Here is an 18,813-nt window from a genome sequence, read left to right as displayed (position 1 = left end):
AATGAGGTTGTAATCAGGCGGGAGTGATGAGGCCGTTCTCGTAGGCGGTGATGACGAGCTGAGCCCGGTCGCGGGCGTGGAGCTTGGCGAGAAGGTTGCCGATGTGGGTCTTGACGGTCTTGATGGAGATGGTGAGCGTGGCGGCGATTTCATCGTTGGACAGGCCGCGGGCGACGAGGGCGAGCACTTCGGTTTCCCGTTCGGTGAGCCCGTCCAGTCGTCGCGGCGGTGTGGCAGGGCGGCTGGTGTAGTGCTCGATGAGCCTGTTCAGGATCGCGGGCGCGAACAGGGACTCGCCGCTGTGAGTGCGGCGGATCGCGTCGAGGAACTGGTCGGGGTAGGCGTCTTTGAGGAGGAAGCCGCTGGCTCCGGCGCGTAGCGCCCCGTAGACGTACTCGTCCAGGTCGAACATGCTGAGGACAAGCACCCGGCAGCCGGACAGCGCGGGGTCAGAAGTGACTTTGCGAGTGGCTTCGATGCCGTCCCCGCCGGGCATGCGGATGTCCATCAGGATCACGTCGGGGACGAGTTCGCGGGCGAGGTTCGCGGCCTCCTCGCCCGCGCCGGCTTCCCCGACGACGGCGAGGTCGATGGTGCCGTCAATGAGAATGGCGAGGCTGTGCCGCAGCAGGGGTTGATCGTCGGCGATCAGCACCCGGATGGTTCCGAGGGGTCGTGCTGCGGTCATGACCGCTCCTGGTCGGGGATGCGGGCGGTGACGTGGAAGCCGTGCTCGTCGGGCTCGGCGTCGAGGGTGCCGCCGAGGGCGGTGACGCGCTCGCGCAGTCCGTCGAGGCCGTGTCCTGCCCCGGGCTGTGGCTGCCATGATCGCTGCGGGCCGGCATCTTGCACGTCCACGACGATGGTCTCCCCGTCGCGGTGCACGCCGACGTGGGCGTGGGTGGGGCCTGCGTGCCGGATCGTGTTGTGCAGGGCCTCGCGGACGACGGCGCAGACCGTGAGCTGCACGCCCGGCGACACCTCGCCCGGGCCATCGACGCCGAGAGTGGTGGTGACGCCGAGGGCGGATGCCTCCTGCACGATCGCGGCGAGGTCGTCGAGGGTGTTGGCCGGGCGCAGCGGCGCAGCGCCCGGATCGTGGAGCACGGCGAGCATGCGGCGCAACTCGGTCGTGGTCTCGCGGCTGACCCGTTCGATATCGGTCAGGGCCGCCGCGCGTTCATTCTCCCCGTCCGGGCCGGTGAGGGTGCGGGCGACGGCGGCGCGGACGGTGATGAGCCCGAGGCCGTGAGAGACCAGATCGTGCAGGTCGGCGGCGATCCTCAGCCGCTCGGCCTGCGCCGCCCGCTCGCCTGCCCATGCCGCCAACTCCTCCTCGTAGCGTCGGCGTTGCGCCCTGGTGCGCTGTAGTGCCCAGGCCAGCACCAGGACAGCGAGCACGGCCGCGGTGAGCGCCACAGTCCAGGCCACGGCCGGCCTGTCGACGCCGACCATCGTGAGCACGAGAGCGAGGACGAACAGCACCCCGGCGGCGACCAGCCAGGCGCGTGAGCGCCACGTCGGTCTGCCGGTGTCCATCAATCGAGTCTAGATTCGGCCCGCACTCGGGTATCGGTCCTGGGTCTGAGAGACCTTAGACCGAGCACGACCGTTCCCAGGCCCGATGACGACATGGCCTCCGCCTGTTGGCATGAGAGCCATGCTGACGATCGACGGCCTCACCAAACGCCACGGCTCCCGCACCGTGCTTGCCGACGTGACCTTCCAAGCCCTGCCCGGCCGAGTGACCGGGTTTCTCGGGCCGAACGGGGCGGGCAAGTCCTCGACGCTGCGCATCCTGCTCGGCCTGGACCGCCCTGCGGCGGGCTCCGCGCTGGTCGACGGGCGACCGTACCGGGGCCTGCGCGATCCGCTGCGCACGGTCGGGGCGATGCTGGACGGCTCCGGCGCGCACCGCTCCCGCACCGCCCGGAACCACCTGGGATGGGTCGCTCGCAGCAACGGCATCCCGAAGCGCCGTGTGAACGCCGTGCTCGAACAGGTCGGCCTTGCCGACGCGGGCCGCACCCGCGTCGGCAGCTTCTCCCTCGGCATGGGCCAGCGCCTCGGCCTGGCCACCGCGCTGCTGGGCGAGCCCGCCGCGCTCGTGCTGGACGAGCCGGTGAACGGCCTGGACCCCGAGGGCATCCGATGGATACGCGGGCTGTTGCGCGGCCACGCGGACGCGGGCGGCACAGTCCTGCTGTCCAGCCACCTGATGAGCGAGGTCGCGGAGATCGCCGACGACCTCGTGGTCATCGCCGCAGGCCGCATCGTCAAGGCCGGTCCGCTGGCCGAGGTCACCGCCGGGTACGCGACCCTGGAGGACGCCTTCTTCGGCCTCACCGGGGATGCACGGTGATCCTGGCGCGGGCGGCCGCCGCCGAGCTACGCAAGACCGTCACCCTGCCGGCCGCGCTGGTCGCGATCGCTATCGCGGCGCTCGGCTCGCTCGGGATCACCCTTCTCAACACGCTCAACGTCCGCAGCGCGATCCAGTCGGGGCAGCTCGAATCGGTCGCCTACACCTCCCCGGTCGAGGCGGTCTTCTCCGCGATCCCGCTCGGCACGGTTGGCGCGGTCATCCTCGGCGTCGTGGCGATCAGCAGCGAATACACCGCCAACAGCCCCGACGCCGGGGGCGGGAGGCAGATCACCGCGACCCTGGCCGCAACCCCTCGGCGGGTCACGGTCCTCGCCGCGAAGGCCTCCGCCGTCGTCCTGCTGATCGCGGCCACCGCCGCCGTCACGATCACCGCCTGCCTCGCGCTGGCGCACCTCATCGTCGGCGACGCGGGCGCCACACCCGACGATGCCGACACACTCGGGCGCGGGTTCGGCGCGGCCCTCTACTGGACACTGACCGGGCTGATCGCCCTGGCGATCACGGCCCTGACCCGCAGCGGGATCATCCCGCTCATCGTGCTCATCGCCAACAGCTCCCTCGTGTCCGTCTCGCTGCTGCTGACCAACCTCACCCCACTGGCCTACTGGCTACCCGACCTCGCCGGGATGCGCCTGTTCGCCCGCGACCCCTGGGGCATGTTCGAGGACGCGCTTGACCCACTGACCGGCGGCCTCGTCATGACCGCGTGGGCAATCGCGCTCCTCGCAGTCTCGGGCGTCGTGTTCACCCGCCGCGACGCATGACCCGCGCACTCGGGAACACCATCGCGGCCGAGCTGGTCAAGCTCCGCGGCCTGCCCGCCGTGCTCGCCACGGCGCTCGGCACCGTGGCCGCAGCGGTCACCCTGACCGCGGCCGTCGCCGCATCCTCGACCGACGAGACGGACGCCGTGCGGGTGACGCTCCTGACGATCCCGTTCCTCCAAGTCGGCACGATCCTCCTGGGCGTTCTCACCGCCGCTTCGGAGTACCAGGGCAGCCAGGTCCGCACCACCCTGACGGCGACACCAAACCGGCCGCTGCTGCTCGCCGGCAAGACCCTCGCCTACCTCGCCGCAGCCGCTATCACCAGCGTCGCTGCGGTCGGTGCGGGCCGGGCGGCGGCAGCGACCATGCTCGCCACCCGCGACCCCGCGCCGACCGGGGGCGTGGAGGGGTGGGCCCTCGTCGGGGCTGCCGGGTATCTCGTGCTGATCGGACTGCTCGGCTTCGCCCTGACCGTCCTGCTCCGCTCGCTCATCCCGCCGCTGGTAACGATGCTCGCCCTCGTGCTCATCGTCTCTCCCCTGACCGCTGGTTATACCGAGCACGCGCGCTGGCTCCCCGACCGTGCCGGAAGCCTGCTCTACCTCCCCACCGCAGACACGGTGCTCACCGCCGAAACCGGCGCGCTGATCCTGCTCGCCTGGATCACCGCGACCGGCAGCGCGGCGAGTGTGATCTTCGCTCGACGTGACGCATGAGAACCGGGTAGGCCCATGCCGGAGCTGGCACCGGTGACCAAATCGAAACGTGTCCTGAGAACTAGGACCGGGTGCTCGTCGGCCTTCAATGGCTTCAGCTTCGGGATAGGCGTGGCACGCCGCCGGCGTCGGTCCGAGCCGCCAGCGTTCCCACTCGCCGGTGGTGGGCGTTGCGGGCGCACAGGACGAGCGTGGACAGGATCGCCGCCAACAACGATCCGACCAGGACGCCGATCTTACTGTAGTCGTTGCGGGCGCTGCCGGCGCCGAAGGCGAGTTCACCGATCAGCAGTGAGACCGTGAAGCCCATTCCGGCCAACACCGCCAGGCCGAACACGTCCCACCAACCGACTCCGTCGCCGAGTTGGGCACCGGCGAGCCGCCGCATCAGCCAGGTCGCACCGAACACTCCCGCTGTCTTGCCCACGACGAGGCCGGTCGCCACGCCGAGGAACACCGGGTCGGTCACCGACGTAGCGAGGCCGCCAGCAGCGGAGAACGACACCCCGGCGGCGAAGAACGCGAAGATGGGCAACGCCACCCCCGCGGTGAACGGTCGAAGCCGTCGCTCGAACCGCTCCGCCGGACCGCGTCCGGCATCGTCCCCTTGTCGAGACACCGGGACGGTGAACGCCAGGAACACGCCGGCGACGGTGGCGTGGATACCGGAAGTGTGCACGAGAGCCCACGTCGCTGCCGCGAACGGCAACAGGATCCACCCGGTCCGCACCCGGTTCCGCACCAACAGGGCGAAGATTGCCAGTGGTACCAGTGCCAGCGCCAGCGCATCGAGCCGCAGGGCGCTGGTGTAGAAGATGGCGATGATCCCGATCGCCAGCAGGTCGTCGACGACGGCCAGGGTGAGCAGGAAGGTCCGCATCGCCACCGGCAGATGCGTGTTGATGAGGCCGAACACCGCGAGAGCGAACGCGATGTCCGTCGCGGTGGGGATCGCCCAACCCGCCAGCGCACCATCCTGGCTGCCGGCGTTGAATACCGCGTAGATCGTGGCGGGCACCGTCATTCCACCGATCGCAGCGGCCACCGGCAATGCCGCGCGTCGAGGATCGCGGAGTTCGCCGACGACGAACTCGCGCTTGAGTTCCAGTCCGACCACGAAGAAGAAGACCGCCAGCAGCCCGTCGGCCGCCCACGGCGCCAGGGAGAGGTCCAGGTGCCACGTTGCTGGCCCGACGCGCACCTCGCTCAACGACAGGTGGCTGTCCGACCACGGCGAGTTGGCCCAAACCAACGCCACTACGGCGGCGGCCAGGAGCAGGGCGCCGGCAACGGTTTCGGTGCGCAGCATGTCGCCGACTCGGTGCACCCCCGGGCCCGCACGAAGGGGCGGTACCCGGAGCGCCCCGGCCGCTCGACGGCCGCCCGTTCCCGGCCTACGACTACACCCGCGTCAACAAACTGCCGAAGGAGATGACCGGCTACTGGACGAAGTCGTTCGACATCGGTGGCGTGACACGCACCGCCAAGGTCTGCATCTCCCCGGAGACACCGATCCGCTCCTACTACACCGTGATCGCGGTTCCAAACGGGGTCGACACCGCCGATTTCCTGCGCACCTCGTCCTGGCACGACATCGCCGACGAGCGGGAAGTTGCTGGCCGTCACGCCACGGCCGGGCAACGCCGGGGCCAACACCGCCGCGACCATCTCGACGTGCTCTTCCACAACCTCGACAGCGCCGTAGCCTACTACGAGAGCGTCGGCATCGGGCCGTGATTCGACTACCCGAAGGGCAGCCCGTACGTCGAGTACGAGGTGCCCAATGACGAGGCGTCGGCGACGATGCGCTACCGGTGTGCCAACCTGGAGAACTTCCAACTCCAACTGTGCTAGCCGCCCCGCATGGACTCACCCCAACGCCGGTTCCTGAACGAGTTCGGCGAGGGCGTCTACCACCTCGGGTTCGAGTCGCCCGACCTGGGTGTCGCGGAGAGCCGGGCACGTGCCCTCGGCCTGGCCGTCATCGCGCGGGGACGTCGCGACGATGGCTCAGGCTTCTGCTACTTCGACACCCGCGATCACGCTGGCGTGACCTTGGAGCTGCGCAAGAGCCAGTGACGGTAGGTCAGGCATAACCCGGCCAAGCGGTGGTCGACGCCGGCCGCCACCAACTTCGATACGGCGGCGCCCGGTGCGGTCGCCAGAACCGCGTCCGGGAGACGTTCATGGATCCGATTCTCCGTGTCCGAGGGGTTCCAGCAAGCCGACGGATGGGCGGTACCAACTGGCCCGCGCCGCTGCCCGGTACAGTGCGACCTCCGGTCGAGGTGACGGCGCTGGGAGGGATACGTGGCAAGAGGCAAGCGGCACCAACTCCCTGTCAGTGCCAGCGCCGCCGCTTGGCTGACTCTGAAGAACTGCCGGACGGTGCTGGCGGTGGTCCACAACGTCACCGCGTTGACCCGGCTGGTCGACGTGTTGGCGGTGCTGGAGTCGGATCCCCGCGTGCAGGTCGTCTTCACGGTCACCCGGTCGAGCCCATTCGAACACGGCATCACGGACAGGCTCCGGGAACTCGGCTGCATCGCCATCCCCTGGAAGCGGGCGGTACGCCTGCGCTTCGACCTCGCCGTCTCCGCCAGCCACGGCGGAGATCTCCACCAGCTCAACGCGCCGCTTGTCATAGTTCCACACGGTTTGGGATATAATAAGTGTCTACGAGCGCCGAGCGCCGAGCGCCGAGCGCCGAGCGCCGAGCGCCGAGCGCCGAGCGCCGAGCGCCGAGCGCCGAGCGCCGAGCGCCGAGCGCCGAGCGCCGAGCGCCGAGCGCCGAGCGCCGAGCGCCGAGCGCCGAGCGCCGAGCGCCGAGCGCCGAGCGCCGAGCCTTCGGGTTGGCCGCCGAATGGCTGATGCACGAGGGTGCGGTGGTCCCGTCAGCGCTGGTCCTCTCGCACGAGGAGCAGCTCCGCCGGCTGGGTCGCTACTGCCGGGAGGCGCTCGACGTGGCGGTGGTCGCCGGCGACCCGTGCCTGGACCGGCTGGTCGCCAGCCGGCACCTGCGCAACGCGTACCGAGCAGCGTTCGGCCTCCCGAGCGGTCGCCGGCTCGTGGTCGTCAGCTCCACCTGGGGATCCAGGTCATTGCTCGGCCGTGATCCCGGTCTGTTGCAAGGGCTGCTCGCCGAGTTACCGCTGGACAACTACACCGTAGCTGCCGTCCTGCACCCGAACATCTGGCATGGGCACTCGCCGTGGCAGACCCGCGCGTGGCTGGCTCGCTGCCGCCAGGCCGGAATGGTCCTCGTGCCGCCATGGGAGTCATGGCGTGCCGCGCTGCTCGCCGCCGATGTCGTCGTCGGCGATCACGGCTCCGTGACGATGTATGCCGCAGCGCTCGGAGTACCGGTGCTGATCGCGGCGGACCACTCGGCCGGGATGGACCCTGATTCACCGATCGCCAGGTTCGTCGGGCGAGCGCCGCGGCTGCGTCCGGGGCGCTCACTGACCGAGCAGTTGGACGGGGTCATCGCCAAGCCCGCGGCCGACGCCTATGCGGACATCCTGGCGGAAGCCACATCAGAGCCCGGCCGATCCGCGTCGCTGTTACGCGGTCTGCTGTACCGCTGGCTCGGCATTGACGAACCACGGCACCCCGCCGTCACAGCCATCGTGCCGGTACCCCGACGCGGAGAGTTGCGACCGGCGGCAGTGACCGCACAGGTGGTCCGCACCGGCACCGACAAGCTCGGTTCAAGTCTTCGAATCGAGCGACTCCCGGCGGAACTGACGTTGACTCGGCCGATGACGGGTGACAGCCATCTGATGGTGGAGACGGGTCACCACGACCCCGCCTTGCTCCACCTGGCTGATCTGATCATCCTCCGAGCGGACGACACCGCCGGCCTGCCCGCCGCCGCAGCCCGTCAGGCGCTGACCCGCTACCCCGGCGCCCTGATGGCTGCTGCTGAGCTAGCCTGCGGCCGGTGCGTCGTCGCGCTCCGTGGCGGTCCGCTGGTCGAACTGGCCGCGGTCGATCCATCCGTCGATGTAGCCCTCCTCGCGTCCGTGGCATACGGTTGGATGACCGCCGGCCACGACGACCAACGTGCCGCCACGGTTGCGGTGATCGTCAACGATGCGCGACATGACGTAACGATCACTCCGCCGGCTCAACCGCGGACGACAGCCTCGTGAGGCGTTCCGCGACCGCAGCTGCTTTCGGCGCGCCGAGGCGCACGTACGCGGTGAGCGCCTCATCCAGGAACTCCCGCTCTCGCTCGACAGCACCCCGCTGCTCGGCGACATCGGCCAGCGCCACCGCGACCTCCGCGGTCTGGAACAGCGACTCCTCCCGCATGATGGTGATCGCCGCATCCAGGGACTCGGCTGCTTCGTCGAGACGGTGCACCCGACTATGCGTCAACCCGCGACTCGTCAGAACCCGACCCTCGTTGTAGCGGTCTCCGACGGCCCGCATCTCCGCCAGCGCCGTGTCAAACACTGCGAGCGCCTCACCATGCCGGTCGAGACCGCTGAGCGCCCGCCCGCGGTGATGGACCAGTAAAGCCACTGCCAGGCGGGCCAGCCTTGCCGACCTGGCAATCTCGAGAGCCCGATCGAAACAGGCGAGCGCGTCGGTAAACCTCTTCTCCTGCAACGCCGCGAGACCCAACGACTCCACCGCTGTCGACTTCGCCTGCGGATCGCCCACCGATTCGGCTTCGTGCAGCCCCTCGGTGAAGTCGGCTCTCGCCGCCTCCGTATCGCCCCGCCCCAGGTACGCGAAACCGCGTTGGCAGTAGAGTTTCGCCAGCGCAAGCCCATCACCAAGCCGCCGGGCGGCAGCGATCCCGGCCGTGTGGGTAGCGATCCAGCCCTCGTAGTCTCGAATCGCGAAGAACAACCCCCACAACGCCACGCACAGCTGACAGACCAACTCGTCGACTGCGCGTCGGTCCGAGTCCCCAAACGGCTCGTCGACGATGAGCACGGCCGCCACGAGGTTCGCCCGCTCGAGTTCCAACCATGCCAGGGCCTCCTTGCGGTCGGCGTACGACGTGGGTGACCCGCGCAGTTCCTCGAAGATCTCTCCAACCCGCCAACGGTCGGGCTTCACGATCAGGTCAGCCATGGCAGCCTGCCGCAGGTACCACTGGACGAGTCGGCGCAGGACCGCGGCGCGAACTGGGTACGGATCCTTCGCCGCGCGTGCCGCCGCATCGAGCCACAGGACATCGTGAAAGCGATACCGCCGGTACTCCACCTCGGTCAGCAGGCCGTCCTCGGTCAACACCACCAGCGACGCCTCCGCCTCATCCTCCGTCACACCACCTGCCGCTGCCGCCGCCGCCAACGAGAACTCCGGCGTCGGATGCAAGCCCACAGCCCGACAGAACACGGCCACCTGCGGAGGCAGCGACGCATACGACGGATCGAGCGCACTGGCCATAGACCGATCGTCGCCCACTGCTGCCATCGACACCAGCCGGTGGCGTCCCTGAACGAGATCTCGCACTGCGGTGGCGATCGTCGTCTTGGTTCGGCCCGCCAGCCGCGCGCCCGTGATGGACAACGCCAGCGGATAGCGTCCACACAGAACCGCCAATTGCCGCGCCGCCACGATCTCCTGATCCAAGCGCACCGCACCGATCCTGCTGCGTAGCAGGTCGATTGCCGCGTCCTCTCTCAACGGCGCAACCTCGATGAGCACCGGCGAAGCCACCACGCCCAACCCACTGAGCCGCGAACGACTCGTCACGATCACTGCCGCCTCCGGCCCAGCCGGCAGCAAGAGACGAACCTGCGCGGCGGTAGCCGCGTTCTCCAAGAACACGACAACGCGGCGCTTGAAGATCAGTGACTGATACAAGCCGGCCCGCTCGTCTGCCGACGGCGGTATCACCTCCGCCGCTACACCCAATGCCCGTAACAGCGTGCCCAGCGCCTCACCCGGCGGCAGGAAAGCGCCTGCACCCCCGCCGAGATCCAGCCGCAGTTCGCCGTCCGGGAATCGCGCCCGATTCGCGTGCAGCCACCGCAGCGCCAACGCCGTCTTCCCGACCCCGCCGGGCCCACACAGCACCACCACCGGGGCGTTCGGCCCGTTCGCCGCTGACACCGCCCGCTCAATCTCGGCCAGCTCATCGCTCCGGTTGACGACTGTGACGCCCAAAGGAGGCAACTGGTGCGGCGGAACCCACACCCGCGAGGCGAGGTGAACGTGCAGGTCGTTGATCTGCCCCGCCATGACCGCCGGACCGATCACGGTGCCACTCAACTCGTTGCTTACGCCACGCCCGACCCCGGCAATCCCGTCCTCGAGCAACACAGCACCTCCCGCATCGACGAGTGGAAGAATACCGAATGGTTCGCTTCAAGCAGCGTCACAGCAAGCGACCTGACGCAACGAAGAGCAGCTCGGGGAAAGCTACATCGGCAACAGACAGGCCACGCCCGCATTCCGCGGTCGGGACAAAATCCCGGTTGGAGGTACATCGCCCGGCGATCATCCAGCCTCGTCCGTCCCAAGCGGATCCTGCACATCCCAGACCAACGAACGCTGGCATGATCCCGTCACGCACCGGCGGTCCCCTCAATCGGGCTTCCGCAACGGACTGCACGTCACCGCCGCCAGTCTCCTTGGCGTCGGCTGCTGCGCGATATCACCGACTGGGAGGACACGCACCCCGGGCAGATCGCGGCCGACTCTCCCCGTCCCAGCAACCCGCCGATCCGCTGCACGACGAGAAGTATCTGGTCGAACACGACCTACTGGGGCTCTACCGGACCCGGACCGGGTGGCGCACCTCGTCAGGCTGAGCCCGCACGCTGACTGCCCGGCTGATGGCGACCGGCCGCCGGCAGCCGCCAGCGTCGCCGTCGAAGCGCGGCGGTGCGCGGTGCCCGGGGCGTCGACCTATAACCGGTCGCCGCCGGGGCGAGTCCAGATGCGTGCGACCGTCCGGTGCGGGTCGCATCGAACGGTCGGCGCTCATGAAAGCGCGTTCCTGGCGTACGGCGGCGCCGCCCAACTGCCCCCCTCCCCAGCGACGTGACGAGCCCGGCGGTCGACCTGCTCGTACGGCACGGGCGAGGCTCCCGTGTTGGGGCATCTGGTTCGGTCGATTTATTGTCTTACCTGGATCCTCACCCTTATCGATCATTGGGCGGCGCCTACCCGCGCCGAACTGCAAGATCAGGTTGGAAAGGGCTCCTCGGGAGTGTTGCCGGGGAATGTGGATGTCATGCCTGCTCGAACCGGCGGCGTGCGGCCAGGACCTCGTCCAGGTGGTGGCGGCTCCACCGGCAGAAACCGTTGATCGTGTTGTGCAGTTCCCGACCGGCGGGGGTGAGCCGGTACTCGGTGCGTGGCGGCACGGTGGGATGAAGTCTCCGGTCGACTACTCCGTTGCGCTCCAACTGTCGCAGGGTGGCGGTGAGCAGCCGGTGGCTGATGCCGGTGACCTGCCGGTGCAGTTCACCGAAGCGGCGCGTGTCGGTGCCAATGGCTTCGATGACCGGCACCGCCCATTTGCTGCCGACCACGCCGAACACCTCGCGGGCCACCAGGTGCACCTGGGCTACGTGTGTCGCCATCGGTGTGCCGGGAAACGGCTCGTCCACTCGCCGGCCCTCCCTCGCATGCGCCTCTTACCAAAAAGTGCGTACTTACCCCATCCGTAGCTATTGCCTTACGGTCTGGTCGGCAATCTCAACGTACAGGAGTGGATATGGCCGTCTTGAAGACGTACGCCCGGCTCTGGGTTGATGAACTCGACGCCTCGCTGCCGTCGCTGCGGACCCTGATCGGCGCGGAGCCGGATCTGCGGTTCGCCTTCGACAGGATCGAGTTGGCCGCGATCGGACACTTCCTGGTGATCGCTGGCCCACCCGAGGAACGGGCCCGCTACGCGCACGCCTCCGCTACCGTGATCGTCGATAATCTGGACGCGGTCGTCGCCGGGCTGACCGCCGCAGGCGGCGAGATCACCACACCCGAAGCGACCAGCCCCACCGGCCGCTACCTCTACGCCCGACATGCAGGTGGGGCCGAGGGACTGTCAAGTTAACGGTGTAACTGGATCTTGAGTGGGTTACTTGCGGCCTGCGGACAGGCGGCCTTCGAAGGTGATCTCGAAGGCGTTCAGGGCGGCTTTCCAGCGGGTGATCCAGCGTCGCTGGCCGGTGCCGGTCGGGTCCAGGGCCATCACGGCAAGGTAGACGCACTTCAACGCGGCCTGCTCGTTCGGGAAGTGCCCACGGGCCCGGACGGCCCGGCGGATGCGAGCGTTGACCGACTCGATCGCGTTCGTCGAGCAGATGACCTTGCGTATCTCGGTGTCGAAGGTCAAGAACGGGACGAACTCGGCCCAGGCGTTCTCCCACAGCCGGACGATCGCCGGGTACTTCTTGCCCCAGATCTCGGCGAACTCCAGGAACCGTTCGGTCGCGGCGGCCTCGGTCGGTGCGGTGTAGACCGGCCGCAGCGCTTTGGCGATCTTCTCCCAGTCCTGGCGGGCCGCGTAACGAAACGAGTTGCGCAGCAGGTGAACGATGCAGGTCTGGACCACGGCCTGCGGCCACACCGGTGTTGATCGCGTCAGGCAAGCCGGTGAGGCCGTCGCAGACGGCCATCAGTACGTCCTCGACGCCGCGGTTCTTCAACTCGGTGCACACGGAGAACCAGAACTTGGCCCCCTCACCGCCGTCTCCGGCCCACAGCCCGAGGATGTCGCGGGTGCCGTCGACGGTCACCGCCAGAGCCACGTAGATCGGCCGGTTCGCGACCTTACCGTCCCTGACCTTGACGTTGATGGCATCGAGAAACACCACCGGGTAGACACGGTCCAAGGGCCGGTTCTGCCACTCGACCATCCCGTCCATCACCTTGTCGGTGATCGTGGAGATCGTCTGCTTCGACACCTCAGCGCCGTACACCTCGGCCAGGTGAGCACTGATCTCACCAGTGGTCAGGCCCCTCGCCGACAGCGACAGGACCATGTCCTCCACCCCGGTCAGCCGGCGCTGGCGTTTACGGACGATCTGCGGCTCGAAGCTGCCGTCGCGGTCACGCGGCACGGTCACCTCGACCGGGCCGATGTCGGTGAGCACGGTCTTGGCGCGGGCGCCGTTACGCGAGTTCCCGCCGTTCTTACCGGCCGGGTCGTGCTTGTCATAGCCGAGGTGATCGGTGAGCTCACCGTCGAGCGCGGCCTCCAGGACCCGCTTGGTCAGCTGCTGCAACAGCCCGCCCTCGCCGGTCAGCTGCAGGCCCGAGGTCCGGGCCTGCTCGACGAGCTGGCCGATCAGGTCGGCGTTCACCCCGACCGGCAGCGCCAGGCCCTGCTTCTTCTTCGCCACCGCGGCAGTATCCACGGCGTCCGTTGTCATGGTCATCAGGTGCGTCTCCTTGATCAGGAGTTACACCGTTGTTTTTACAGTCCCGGGGCCGAGGTCGAGTACGTCGAATGGGTACCGGAATTGGTCGACCGAATTATCGATTCCATGGCTGCGACGGGGCGCTGATACTTCAGCCGCACCTGGTGGAGCTGGAGTCTTCGCTGGTAGTGGCCTGTTCTGGCGCGGTATTGGTGTCGGCGTCGCCATCGTGACCATCGATGCATGTGGTCGAAGGGTCGGGTGGTGGTGTTATGTGTCGGTACCAGGCGTCGTACCGACGGACCTGGTAGTGGTCCAGACCGACCTCGGTCTTGGCGGTCTGGAAGCACTCCTCGACCGCCCACCGGGTCCCAGCGATGCGGATCAGGTCCTCGTCCTGGGTGCCTGCGGGGCCAAAGCACAGGTAGTAAGCCAGGTCCGTGGGATCGGTGATGCTGCGTCGGATCAACAGCCAATGCCCGTATCCGTCGACGGTGCCGGGCAGAGAGGCCACGGCCCAGTCGTAGAGCCGTGGCCCTTTGGCGCCGTCGCCGCAGCTGCGACGCTTCCACGCCAGAGCCGGCGCGGCGGCGGCGAGAACGTCCGGACGCGAGTTGCCGGCCGTGGTCGGGACCCGCTGGTTGCGGGGCACGGCCAGGACATAGCCGATACGCTGCTGCTGCAACCACGTCCGGAACTTCGAGTCCTGCCCGTAGGCCTCATCCGCGGTCACCCAGCGCGCCGGCAGCCCCGCCGCGACAGCGCGCTCGACCATCCGCAGCCCCAGCGCAGGCTTCGTGGCGAACCCGACGCCCGCCTCGATGCCAGCCTCCTCGCGGCGGGCGGGATCGTCGCACCAGCGGCGGGGCAGATAAAGCTCCCGGTCGATCAGCGTGCGCCCCGCCGGACTGGCGTAGGCGAGGAACACCCCGAGCTGGCAGTTCTCCGTCCGCCCGGCCGTGCCGGAGTACTGGCGCTGGTGCGCCGCGAGGCGCTCTGTTGTATCCCCAGCTCAGCTGGGAGGAACTGGAGGGAGGTTCCTGGGTCTGATGGCTTACCCGTAGCTGAAAGGTGATCGGGGACAAGAGCATGCCAGGAAACCGGCGGTCATGGTCAGGCGTTGACGTGACGCGTCGTGGGACCCGCGCGATATGGCGAAGGCTGGATTGCTTGAAACCCAATCTCCAGACGATGAAAAGTACCATCCGCCGGAATTGACGCCTGGGACCGGTGCCGCGTCCTGCCTCGGCTTTGCAGCGTGGTCGGGGCATCCTCCGGACGCAGGGCGATGCCCAGCGAGGGCATTAAAGGAGATGAGTGGGTCGCCTACGTCGTGCTGACGTGCAACAGAGACGAACGCGGGATCGCCTACGGGGTGCGAGCCCTACGGCGACGGAGCGCTCGTAGTAGTCGCCGGGGTCACGTCCGGCCGAGGAGGACGGGAAAGCCGTCCGCAGGGCGAAGGAGCGCAGGTGATCGGACACCACAGGAATCGGGAGGTATGCGAAATGCAGAGCGCCGAAACGGTGCTGGGTGTCCTGCGTGAGCGCGGCAGGCGTGGCCTGCCGCTGGATGAGTTGTATCGACAGTTGTTCAACCCGCAGCTGTATCTGCTGGCCTACGGGCGCATCTACGCCAACCGCGGCGCGATGACACCGGGTGCCAGCGCGGAAACCGTGGACGGCATGTCGCTGGGGAAGATCGGTCGCATCATCGATGCGTTGCGCCATGAGCGCTACCGGTTCAGCCCGGTCAAGCGGACCTGGATCCCCAAGAAGAACGGGAAGCGACGGCCGCTGGGCTTGCCTACCTGGTCGGACAAGCTCGTCGGCGAGGTGATGCGTCTGCTGTTGGAGGCGTACTACGAGCCGAAGTTCTCCGCCCGGTCCCACGGGTTCCGTCCCGCTCGGGGCTGCCACACCGCGTTACGCGAGGTGGCGACGACCTGGACGGCGACGGCCTGGTTCATCGAGGGTGACATCTCCGACTGCTTCGGCACGCTGGACCACCAGGTCATGCTGTCGACGCTGGCGGAGCACATCCACGACAACCGGTTTCTGCGGTTACTGCGTAACATGCTCACAGCCGGATACCTGGAGGACTGGATCTGGAACGCCACGCTCAGCGGCGCGCCACAGGGCGGGGTGATCTCACCGATCCTGTCGAACATCTATCTGCATCGGTTGGACACGTTTGTTGAGAACATACTCATCCCCGAGTACACCCGAGGCGAACGCCGGGCCAAGAACCGCGCGTACTGCCGGGTGCAAGACGCGGCCGCACGGGCACGTGTTCGTGGTGACCGCACCACGGCAAGGAAGCTGCGCCAGCAGCTGCACCGCCTACCCAGCCGAGACCCGAACGATCCCGGCTACCGGCGGTTGCGCTACGTGCGTTACGCCGATGACACCCTGCTCGGGTTCGTCGGACCACGAGCCGAGGCCGAGGAGATCAAACAGCGCATCGCTCAGTTCCTTCGTGACGATCTCAAGCTGGAACTGTCCGAGAACAAGACGCTGATCACGCACGCCCGCACCAGCGCGGCGAGGTTCCTCGGCTACGAGATCACCGTCCAGCACGGCGACCACATGCACCATCGTGGGAACCGGACGGTCAACGGCACGATCGCGTTACGCGTGCCCAAAACGGTTATCACGGCCAAATGTGCCCGGTACCTACAACGCGGCAAACCCGCGCATCGGACCCGACTGGTCAACCACGATGACCACACCATCATCGCGACCTACGGGGCCGAGTACCGAGGCATCGTCCAGTACTACCTGCCCGCCGGCGACGTCTGGCGACTGAGCCGGCTTCGCTGGATCATGGAAACCTCCATGCTCAAGACCCTGGCACTCAAACACCGCTCGGCGGTGTCGACAATGGCCCGCAAGCACCGGACCACCATCGACACCCCGCACGGCAAACGGCGGTGTTTCGAAGCCCGGGTCGAGCGCGAGGGCAGGCCAGCACTGGTCGCCCGGTTCGGCGGCATACCACTCAAGCGGCAGAAGACAGCGGTCGTCCTCGACCGCCGCCCCGTCCCAATCGCCGCCCGCAAAGAGCTGATCAACCGGCTCCTCGCCGGGCGGTGCGAGGTCTGCGACGGCACGGTGGACATCCAAGTTCATCACGTCCGCAAACTCGCCGACCTCGATCGGGACAAGCAGTCACGCAAGAGCACCTGGACGAAGATCATGGTCAAACGGCGACGCAAAACGCTCATCGTCTGCGCCGACTGCCACACCCAGATCCACTCCGGCAACGCCGCAATCACGCAGTAGTCACTGGAGAGCCGGATGCCCGGAAACGGGCCTGTCCGGTTCGGGAGGAGGGCGCCGGAAAAGGACCTGCCCAGGCAGGCACCTCGCCAGCGCCCCACCTCACCACCCCGGCCGACTTGACACCCTTCTTCAGGAACCCAGTCTCGTCGACGATCAACACCCCGCCGTCGTGGCCGAGGTGCTCGGACACGTAGGCGAACAAGTCGTCGCGAACAGCGTCCGGGTCCCACGCAGACCTGTTGAGTAGCCGCTGCATCCGATTCGGCGTGGTGTCGCCAGCGGCCTCGGCGAGGGTCCAGCCGTTCTTGCTCGCCAACGGCGACAGCAACCCGACCAGGTAGGCCAGCGCCTGCCGGCGCGGCTCCGCACGCCCGAACCGGTGCGCGAACCGGGCCAGCAGATCATCCAGACCCGCCCGCCAGCCCACAATCTCATCGATCAACACAAGCACGGCAGCCTGCCCGCCCTACGACAAGCCACAACAGACAGACGGTGCGACCGCGTACCCGCCCGCCGCATAGCATCGACATTCGCAGCTACACAGCAGCCGCAACTCCGACATCGATCATGCCCGTGAGCTGCTAGAACGTTAGATCAGGCAAGTGCGGCTGTAGTATTAGGACCTTCCGGACCACTCGGCCCTCCGAGGGCTGCGGATGCCGACCTTGATCCTGGCGTGGGATACGGACCCTGGTCACCCTGTCAGCAGCGCTGTGCAACTCGCGGAACTGATTCCTGGGGCGCGACTCGAAGTCGCGCACACGCTGGATGAGCTGCGCGGGTGTGGTGCGATGGCCCCGGCGTTCCTGTCGTAGTTCTCGGAAGACGCAGGCCGCAGCGCGTTGCGGCCGGACGGCTCATTCGGCGTCGTCAACGGCCCGTGCGAAGCTCTCCAGGTGTGCAAGAGCGACGCGAAGCGCTGGCTCGAGGAAGCTGAGTTCGCCCGTCGCCTTGTCGAGCACGGCGCCACCCTGTAGCACGGCGGAGAACAGCGTGGCGATCGCGTCAGCGTCCGCGTCATCCCGAATCTCGCCGTTGGCTTGCAGCGCCCGGATTCCGTCGGCGAAGTGGCGCTTCCAGGTCTGCATCGTGTCGCTGAGCATTGCCCGATCACCCGGTTCCGGGTCAAGGACGCGGGCAGCGAGAGCAGCGACCTCGCACGCGTCTTCTTGGGTTTGCGTCCGGTGCAGGTGGATCGTCTGCTCGACCCACGCGCGCCAGGCGTCGAGGCTGTCCAGCGGGCCAGTCAGACCTGTGGCAATCCGCTGAACCTGCCGGTGCGTCGCTTCGTGGATGAGCTCCCGCTTCCCCCCGGGGAAGTAGTGAAACAACTGGCTCTTGCTCGTCTTGGTCACCGCGAGGATGTCGTCGAGGTTCATCGCCTCGCGCCCGCTACGGATGAGCACATCCACGGCAGCGCCGAGGATGCGCTCCCTGGTCGCGAGTCCTTTCGCTGTGGGCATACGCCCATCATACCCGACTGGACTTGACAGTCCAGTCGTGAGCCGCCAGGATTGGACGCATCAGTCCAGACTTGAACGGGAGGCACGCAGCATGCCATTGACAGGGAAGACCGCGCTGGTGACCGGAGCGACCAGCGGCATCGGCAAGGCCATCGCGCTCGCTTTCGCCGCCGCCGGAGCGGACGTGCTGGTGCACGGCCGCGATACCGCCCGCGCGAGCGCTGTCGTTGAGCGGACAACCGCGACGGAGGGCAAGGCCCGGGCAGTGACCGTAGACCTGGGGGCCGATCCCGCTACCGTTCGCGACTTCGCCGAAGGCCTCGGCGCTGTCGACATCCTTGTGAACAACGCCGCGACTCTGATCCCCGCGCAGTCGATGACGGAGGTCACCGATCAGCAGATCAGTGCAGCGCTTGGCGTGAATGTCGCTGCGCCGATTGTGCTTGCAGGCGCGCTCGTGCCGGGCATGAAGGAACGCGGCAATGGCGTCATCATCAACATCGGCTCCAACACCGGCATCAAGGGAATGGCTCCCGCTGGGCTCTACGGGGCGACCAAGGGAGCGCTGCACGCACTCACTCGGTCTTGGGCGGACGAGTTGGCGTCGGCCGGAATTCGCGTCAATGCGATCGCGCCTGGTCCGACCGTCACCGAGGACAACATCGGCTACGAGGAAGCCTTGATCGCGATCGCGCAAGCCTCCCCTGACCGGCGCCCCGGAACTGCCGACGAAGTGGCCCGGCTAGCCGTGTTCCTCGCAGGACCGGACGCGGCGCACATCCACGGCGCCATCATCCCCATCGACGGCGGCTCGATCGCCGTCTGACGCCCCGACACGACAGAAAGACAGACACACATG

Annotated in this window: 16 protein-coding genes and 3 pseudogenes; 10 read left to right on the top strand and 9 right to left on the bottom strand. The window is 67.9% G+C overall.

Features of this window, described 5'->3' with window-relative positions; genetic code table 11:
• Positions 1-13: 13 nt before the first annotated feature.
• Complete coding sequence (locus ACQPYA_RS13005; protein WP_433532837.1) at positions 14-688, bottom strand: response regulator; 675 nt, start codon at positions 686-688, stop codon at positions 14-16.
• Positions 685-1,539 (bottom strand): sensor histidine kinase, encoded by an 855-nt coding sequence (locus ACQPYA_RS13000; protein WP_433532836.1) that lies wholly within the window; start codon positions 1,537-1,539, stop codon positions 685-687. The genes ACQPYA_RS13005 and ACQPYA_RS13000 overlap by 4 nt, the downstream gene beginning before the upstream one ends.
• A 121-nt stretch (positions 1,540-1,660) precedes the next feature.
• Here ACQPYA_RS13000 and ACQPYA_RS12995 point away from each other — a divergent pair, with 121 nt between their 5' ends.
• The 3 genes from ACQPYA_RS12995 to ACQPYA_RS12985 are packed head-to-tail and all read left to right on the top strand — an operon-like array spanning position 1,661 to position 3,869.
• On the top strand, positions 1,661-2,362 hold the full coding sequence (locus tag ACQPYA_RS12995) for an ABC transporter ATP-binding protein (RefSeq protein WP_433532835.1): 702 nt from the start codon (positions 1,661-1,663) through the stop codon (positions 2,360-2,362).
• On the top strand, positions 2,359-3,150 hold the full coding sequence (locus ACQPYA_RS12990; RefSeq protein ID WP_433532834.1) for a hypothetical protein: 792 nt from the start codon (positions 2,359-2,361) through the stop codon (positions 3,148-3,150). The genes ACQPYA_RS12995 and ACQPYA_RS12990 overlap by 4 nt, the downstream gene beginning before the upstream one ends.
• The gene (locus tag ACQPYA_RS12985; RefSeq protein ID WP_433532833.1) at positions 3,147-3,869 is read left to right on the top strand and encodes a hypothetical protein; all 723 of its coding nucleotides are present in this window, start codon (positions 3,147-3,149) and stop codon (positions 3,867-3,869) included. Before ACQPYA_RS12990 ends, ACQPYA_RS12985 begins: the two co-directional genes overlap by 4 nt.
• Positions 3,870-3,963: 94 nt before the next feature.
• Here the strand turns inward: ACQPYA_RS12985 and nhaA are convergent, their stop codons facing one another.
• Positions 3,964-5,178, bottom strand: a complete 1,215-nt coding sequence (gene nhaA / locus ACQPYA_RS12980) for a Na+/H+ antiporter NhaA (protein WP_433532832.1) — start codon at positions 5,176-5,178, stop codon at positions 3,964-3,966.
• A gap of 122 nt (positions 5,179-5,300) precedes the next feature.
• On the opposite strand from nhaA, the gene ACQPYA_RS12975 reads away from it, so the two are divergent.
• From ACQPYA_RS12975 to ACQPYA_RS12960, 4 genes are all read left to right on the top strand, one after another.
• Positions 5,301-5,606: a hypothetical protein gene (locus tag ACQPYA_RS12975; protein ID WP_433532831.1), complete on the top strand. Its 306-nt coding sequence runs from the start codon at positions 5,301-5,303 to the stop codon at positions 5,604-5,606.
• Positions 5,607-5,732: 126 nt separating this feature from the next.
• Positions 5,733-5,948 (top strand): hypothetical protein, encoded by a 216-nt coding sequence (locus tag ACQPYA_RS12970; RefSeq protein WP_433532830.1) that lies wholly within the window; start codon positions 5,733-5,735, stop codon positions 5,946-5,948.
• Between the two features lie 231 nt (positions 5,949-6,179).
• The gene (locus tag ACQPYA_RS12965) at positions 6,180-6,740 is read left to right on the top strand and encodes a hypothetical protein (RefSeq protein ID WP_433532829.1); all 561 of its coding nucleotides are present in this window, start codon (positions 6,180-6,182) and stop codon (positions 6,738-6,740) included.
• Positions 6,722-8,023 (top strand): hypothetical protein, encoded by a 1,302-nt coding sequence (locus ACQPYA_RS12960; RefSeq protein ID WP_433532828.1) that lies wholly within the window; start codon positions 6,722-6,724, stop codon positions 8,021-8,023. Before ACQPYA_RS12965 ends, ACQPYA_RS12960 begins: the two co-directional genes overlap by 19 nt.
• On the opposite strand, the gene ACQPYA_RS12955 is transcribed toward ACQPYA_RS12960, so the two are convergent.
• Together ACQPYA_RS12955 and ACQPYA_RS12950 are read right to left on the bottom strand one after the other, a co-directional pair.
• Positions 7,986-10,157 (bottom strand): hypothetical protein, encoded by a 2,172-nt coding sequence (locus ACQPYA_RS12955; protein WP_433532827.1) that lies wholly within the window; start codon positions 10,155-10,157, stop codon positions 7,986-7,988. The two genes, ACQPYA_RS12960 and ACQPYA_RS12955, sit on opposite strands and share 38 nt — an antisense overlap.
• 914 nt (positions 10,158-11,071) lie before the next feature.
• A complete protein-coding gene (locus ACQPYA_RS12950) occupies positions 11,072-11,452 on the bottom strand; it encodes a winged helix-turn-helix transcriptional regulator (RefSeq protein ID WP_433532826.1) in 381 nt (126 codons plus the stop codon).
• Positions 11,453-11,559: 107 nt separating this feature from the next.
• Here ACQPYA_RS12950 and ACQPYA_RS12945 point away from each other — a divergent pair, with 107 nt between their 5' ends.
• Positions 11,560-11,898 carry a VOC family protein gene (locus tag ACQPYA_RS12945; RefSeq protein ID WP_433532825.1) on the top strand — a complete coding sequence of 113 codons (339 nt, stop codon included), beginning with the start codon at positions 11,560-11,562 and terminating at the stop codon, positions 11,896-11,898.
• A gap of 24 nt (positions 11,899-11,922) precedes the next feature.
• Here the strand turns inward: ACQPYA_RS12945 and ACQPYA_RS12940 are convergent.
• A pseudogene (locus tag ACQPYA_RS12940) lies at positions 11,923-13,225 on the bottom strand (IS256 family transposase).
• Positions 13,226-13,475: 250 nt separating this feature from the next.
• Positions 13,476-14,201: pseudogene (locus ACQPYA_RS12935) on the bottom strand (IS701 family transposase); the annotation flags it as partial.
• 514 nt (positions 14,202-14,715) lie between these two features.
• Between ACQPYA_RS12935 and ACQPYA_RS12930 the strand changes: the two are divergent.
• Complete coding sequence (locus tag ACQPYA_RS12930) at positions 14,716-16,491, top strand: reverse transcriptase domain-containing protein (protein ID WP_433532508.1); 1,776 nt, start codon at positions 14,716-14,718, stop codon at positions 16,489-16,491.
• An 85-nt stretch (positions 16,492-16,576) separates the two neighbouring features.
• Here ACQPYA_RS12930 and ACQPYA_RS12925 read toward each other — a convergent pair.
• Together ACQPYA_RS12925 and ACQPYA_RS12920 are read right to left on the bottom strand one after the other, a co-directional pair.
• A pseudogene (locus ACQPYA_RS12925) lies at positions 16,577-16,918 on the bottom strand (transposase); the annotation flags it as partial.
• A 430-nt stretch (positions 16,919-17,348) separates the two neighbouring features.
• A complete protein-coding gene (locus ACQPYA_RS12920; protein ID WP_433532824.1) occupies positions 17,349-17,954 on the bottom strand; it encodes a TetR/AcrR family transcriptional regulator in 606 nt (201 codons plus the stop codon).
• A 37-nt stretch (positions 17,955-17,991) separates the two neighbouring features.
• Here ACQPYA_RS12920 and ACQPYA_RS12915 point away from each other — a divergent pair, with 37 nt between their 5' ends.
• Positions 17,992-18,780, top strand: a complete 789-nt coding sequence (locus ACQPYA_RS12915; protein WP_433532823.1) for an SDR family NAD(P)-dependent oxidoreductase — start codon at positions 17,992-17,994, stop codon at positions 18,778-18,780.
• Positions 18,781-18,813 lie beyond the last annotated feature (33 nt).

This window comes from Micromonospora sp. CA-263727 (assembly GCF_050942455.1).
GTDB lineage: Bacteria > Actinomycetota > Actinomycetes > Mycobacteriales > Micromonosporaceae > Micromonospora.
This window is presented reverse-complemented; position numbering and strand designations above follow the sequence as displayed.

Bases quoted from the DNA above. Each gene is read 5' to 3' on its own strand.
- ACQPYA_RS13005 (WP_433532837.1), bottom strand. From the start codon at position 688: ATGACCGCAGCACGACCCCTCGGAACCATCCGGGTGCTGATCGCCGAC.
- ACQPYA_RS12920 (WP_433532824.1), bottom strand. From the start codon at position 17,954: ATGCCCACAGCGAAAGGACTCGCGACCAGGGAGCGCATCCTCGGCGCT.
- ACQPYA_RS13000 (WP_433532836.1), bottom strand. From the start codon at position 1,539: ATGGACACCGGCAGACCGACGTGGCGCTCACGCGCCTGGCTGGTCGCC.
- ACQPYA_RS12985 (WP_433532833.1), top strand. From the start codon at position 3,147: ATGACCCGCGCACTCGGGAACACCATCGCGGCCGAGCTGGTCAAGCTC.
- ACQPYA_RS12975 (WP_433532831.1), top strand. From the start codon at position 5,301: ATGACCGGCTACTGGACGAAGTCGTTCGACATCGGTGGCGTGACACGC.
- nhaA (WP_433532832.1), bottom strand. From the start codon at position 5,178: ATGCTGCGCACCGAAACCGTTGCCGGCGCCCTGCTCCTGGCCGCCGCC.
- ACQPYA_RS12945 (WP_433532825.1), top strand. From the start codon at position 11,560: ATGGCCGTCTTGAAGACGTACGCCCGGCTCTGGGTTGATGAACTCGAC.
- ACQPYA_RS12930 (WP_433532508.1), top strand. From the start codon at position 14,716: ATGCAGAGCGCCGAAACGGTGCTGGGTGTCCTGCGTGAGCGCGGCAGG.
- ACQPYA_RS12995 (WP_433532835.1), top strand. From the start codon at position 1,661: ATGCTGACGATCGACGGCCTCACCAAACGCCACGGCTCCCGCACCGTG.
- ACQPYA_RS12970 (WP_433532830.1), top strand. From the start codon at position 5,733: ATGGACTCACCCCAACGCCGGTTCCTGAACGAGTTCGGCGAGGGCGTC.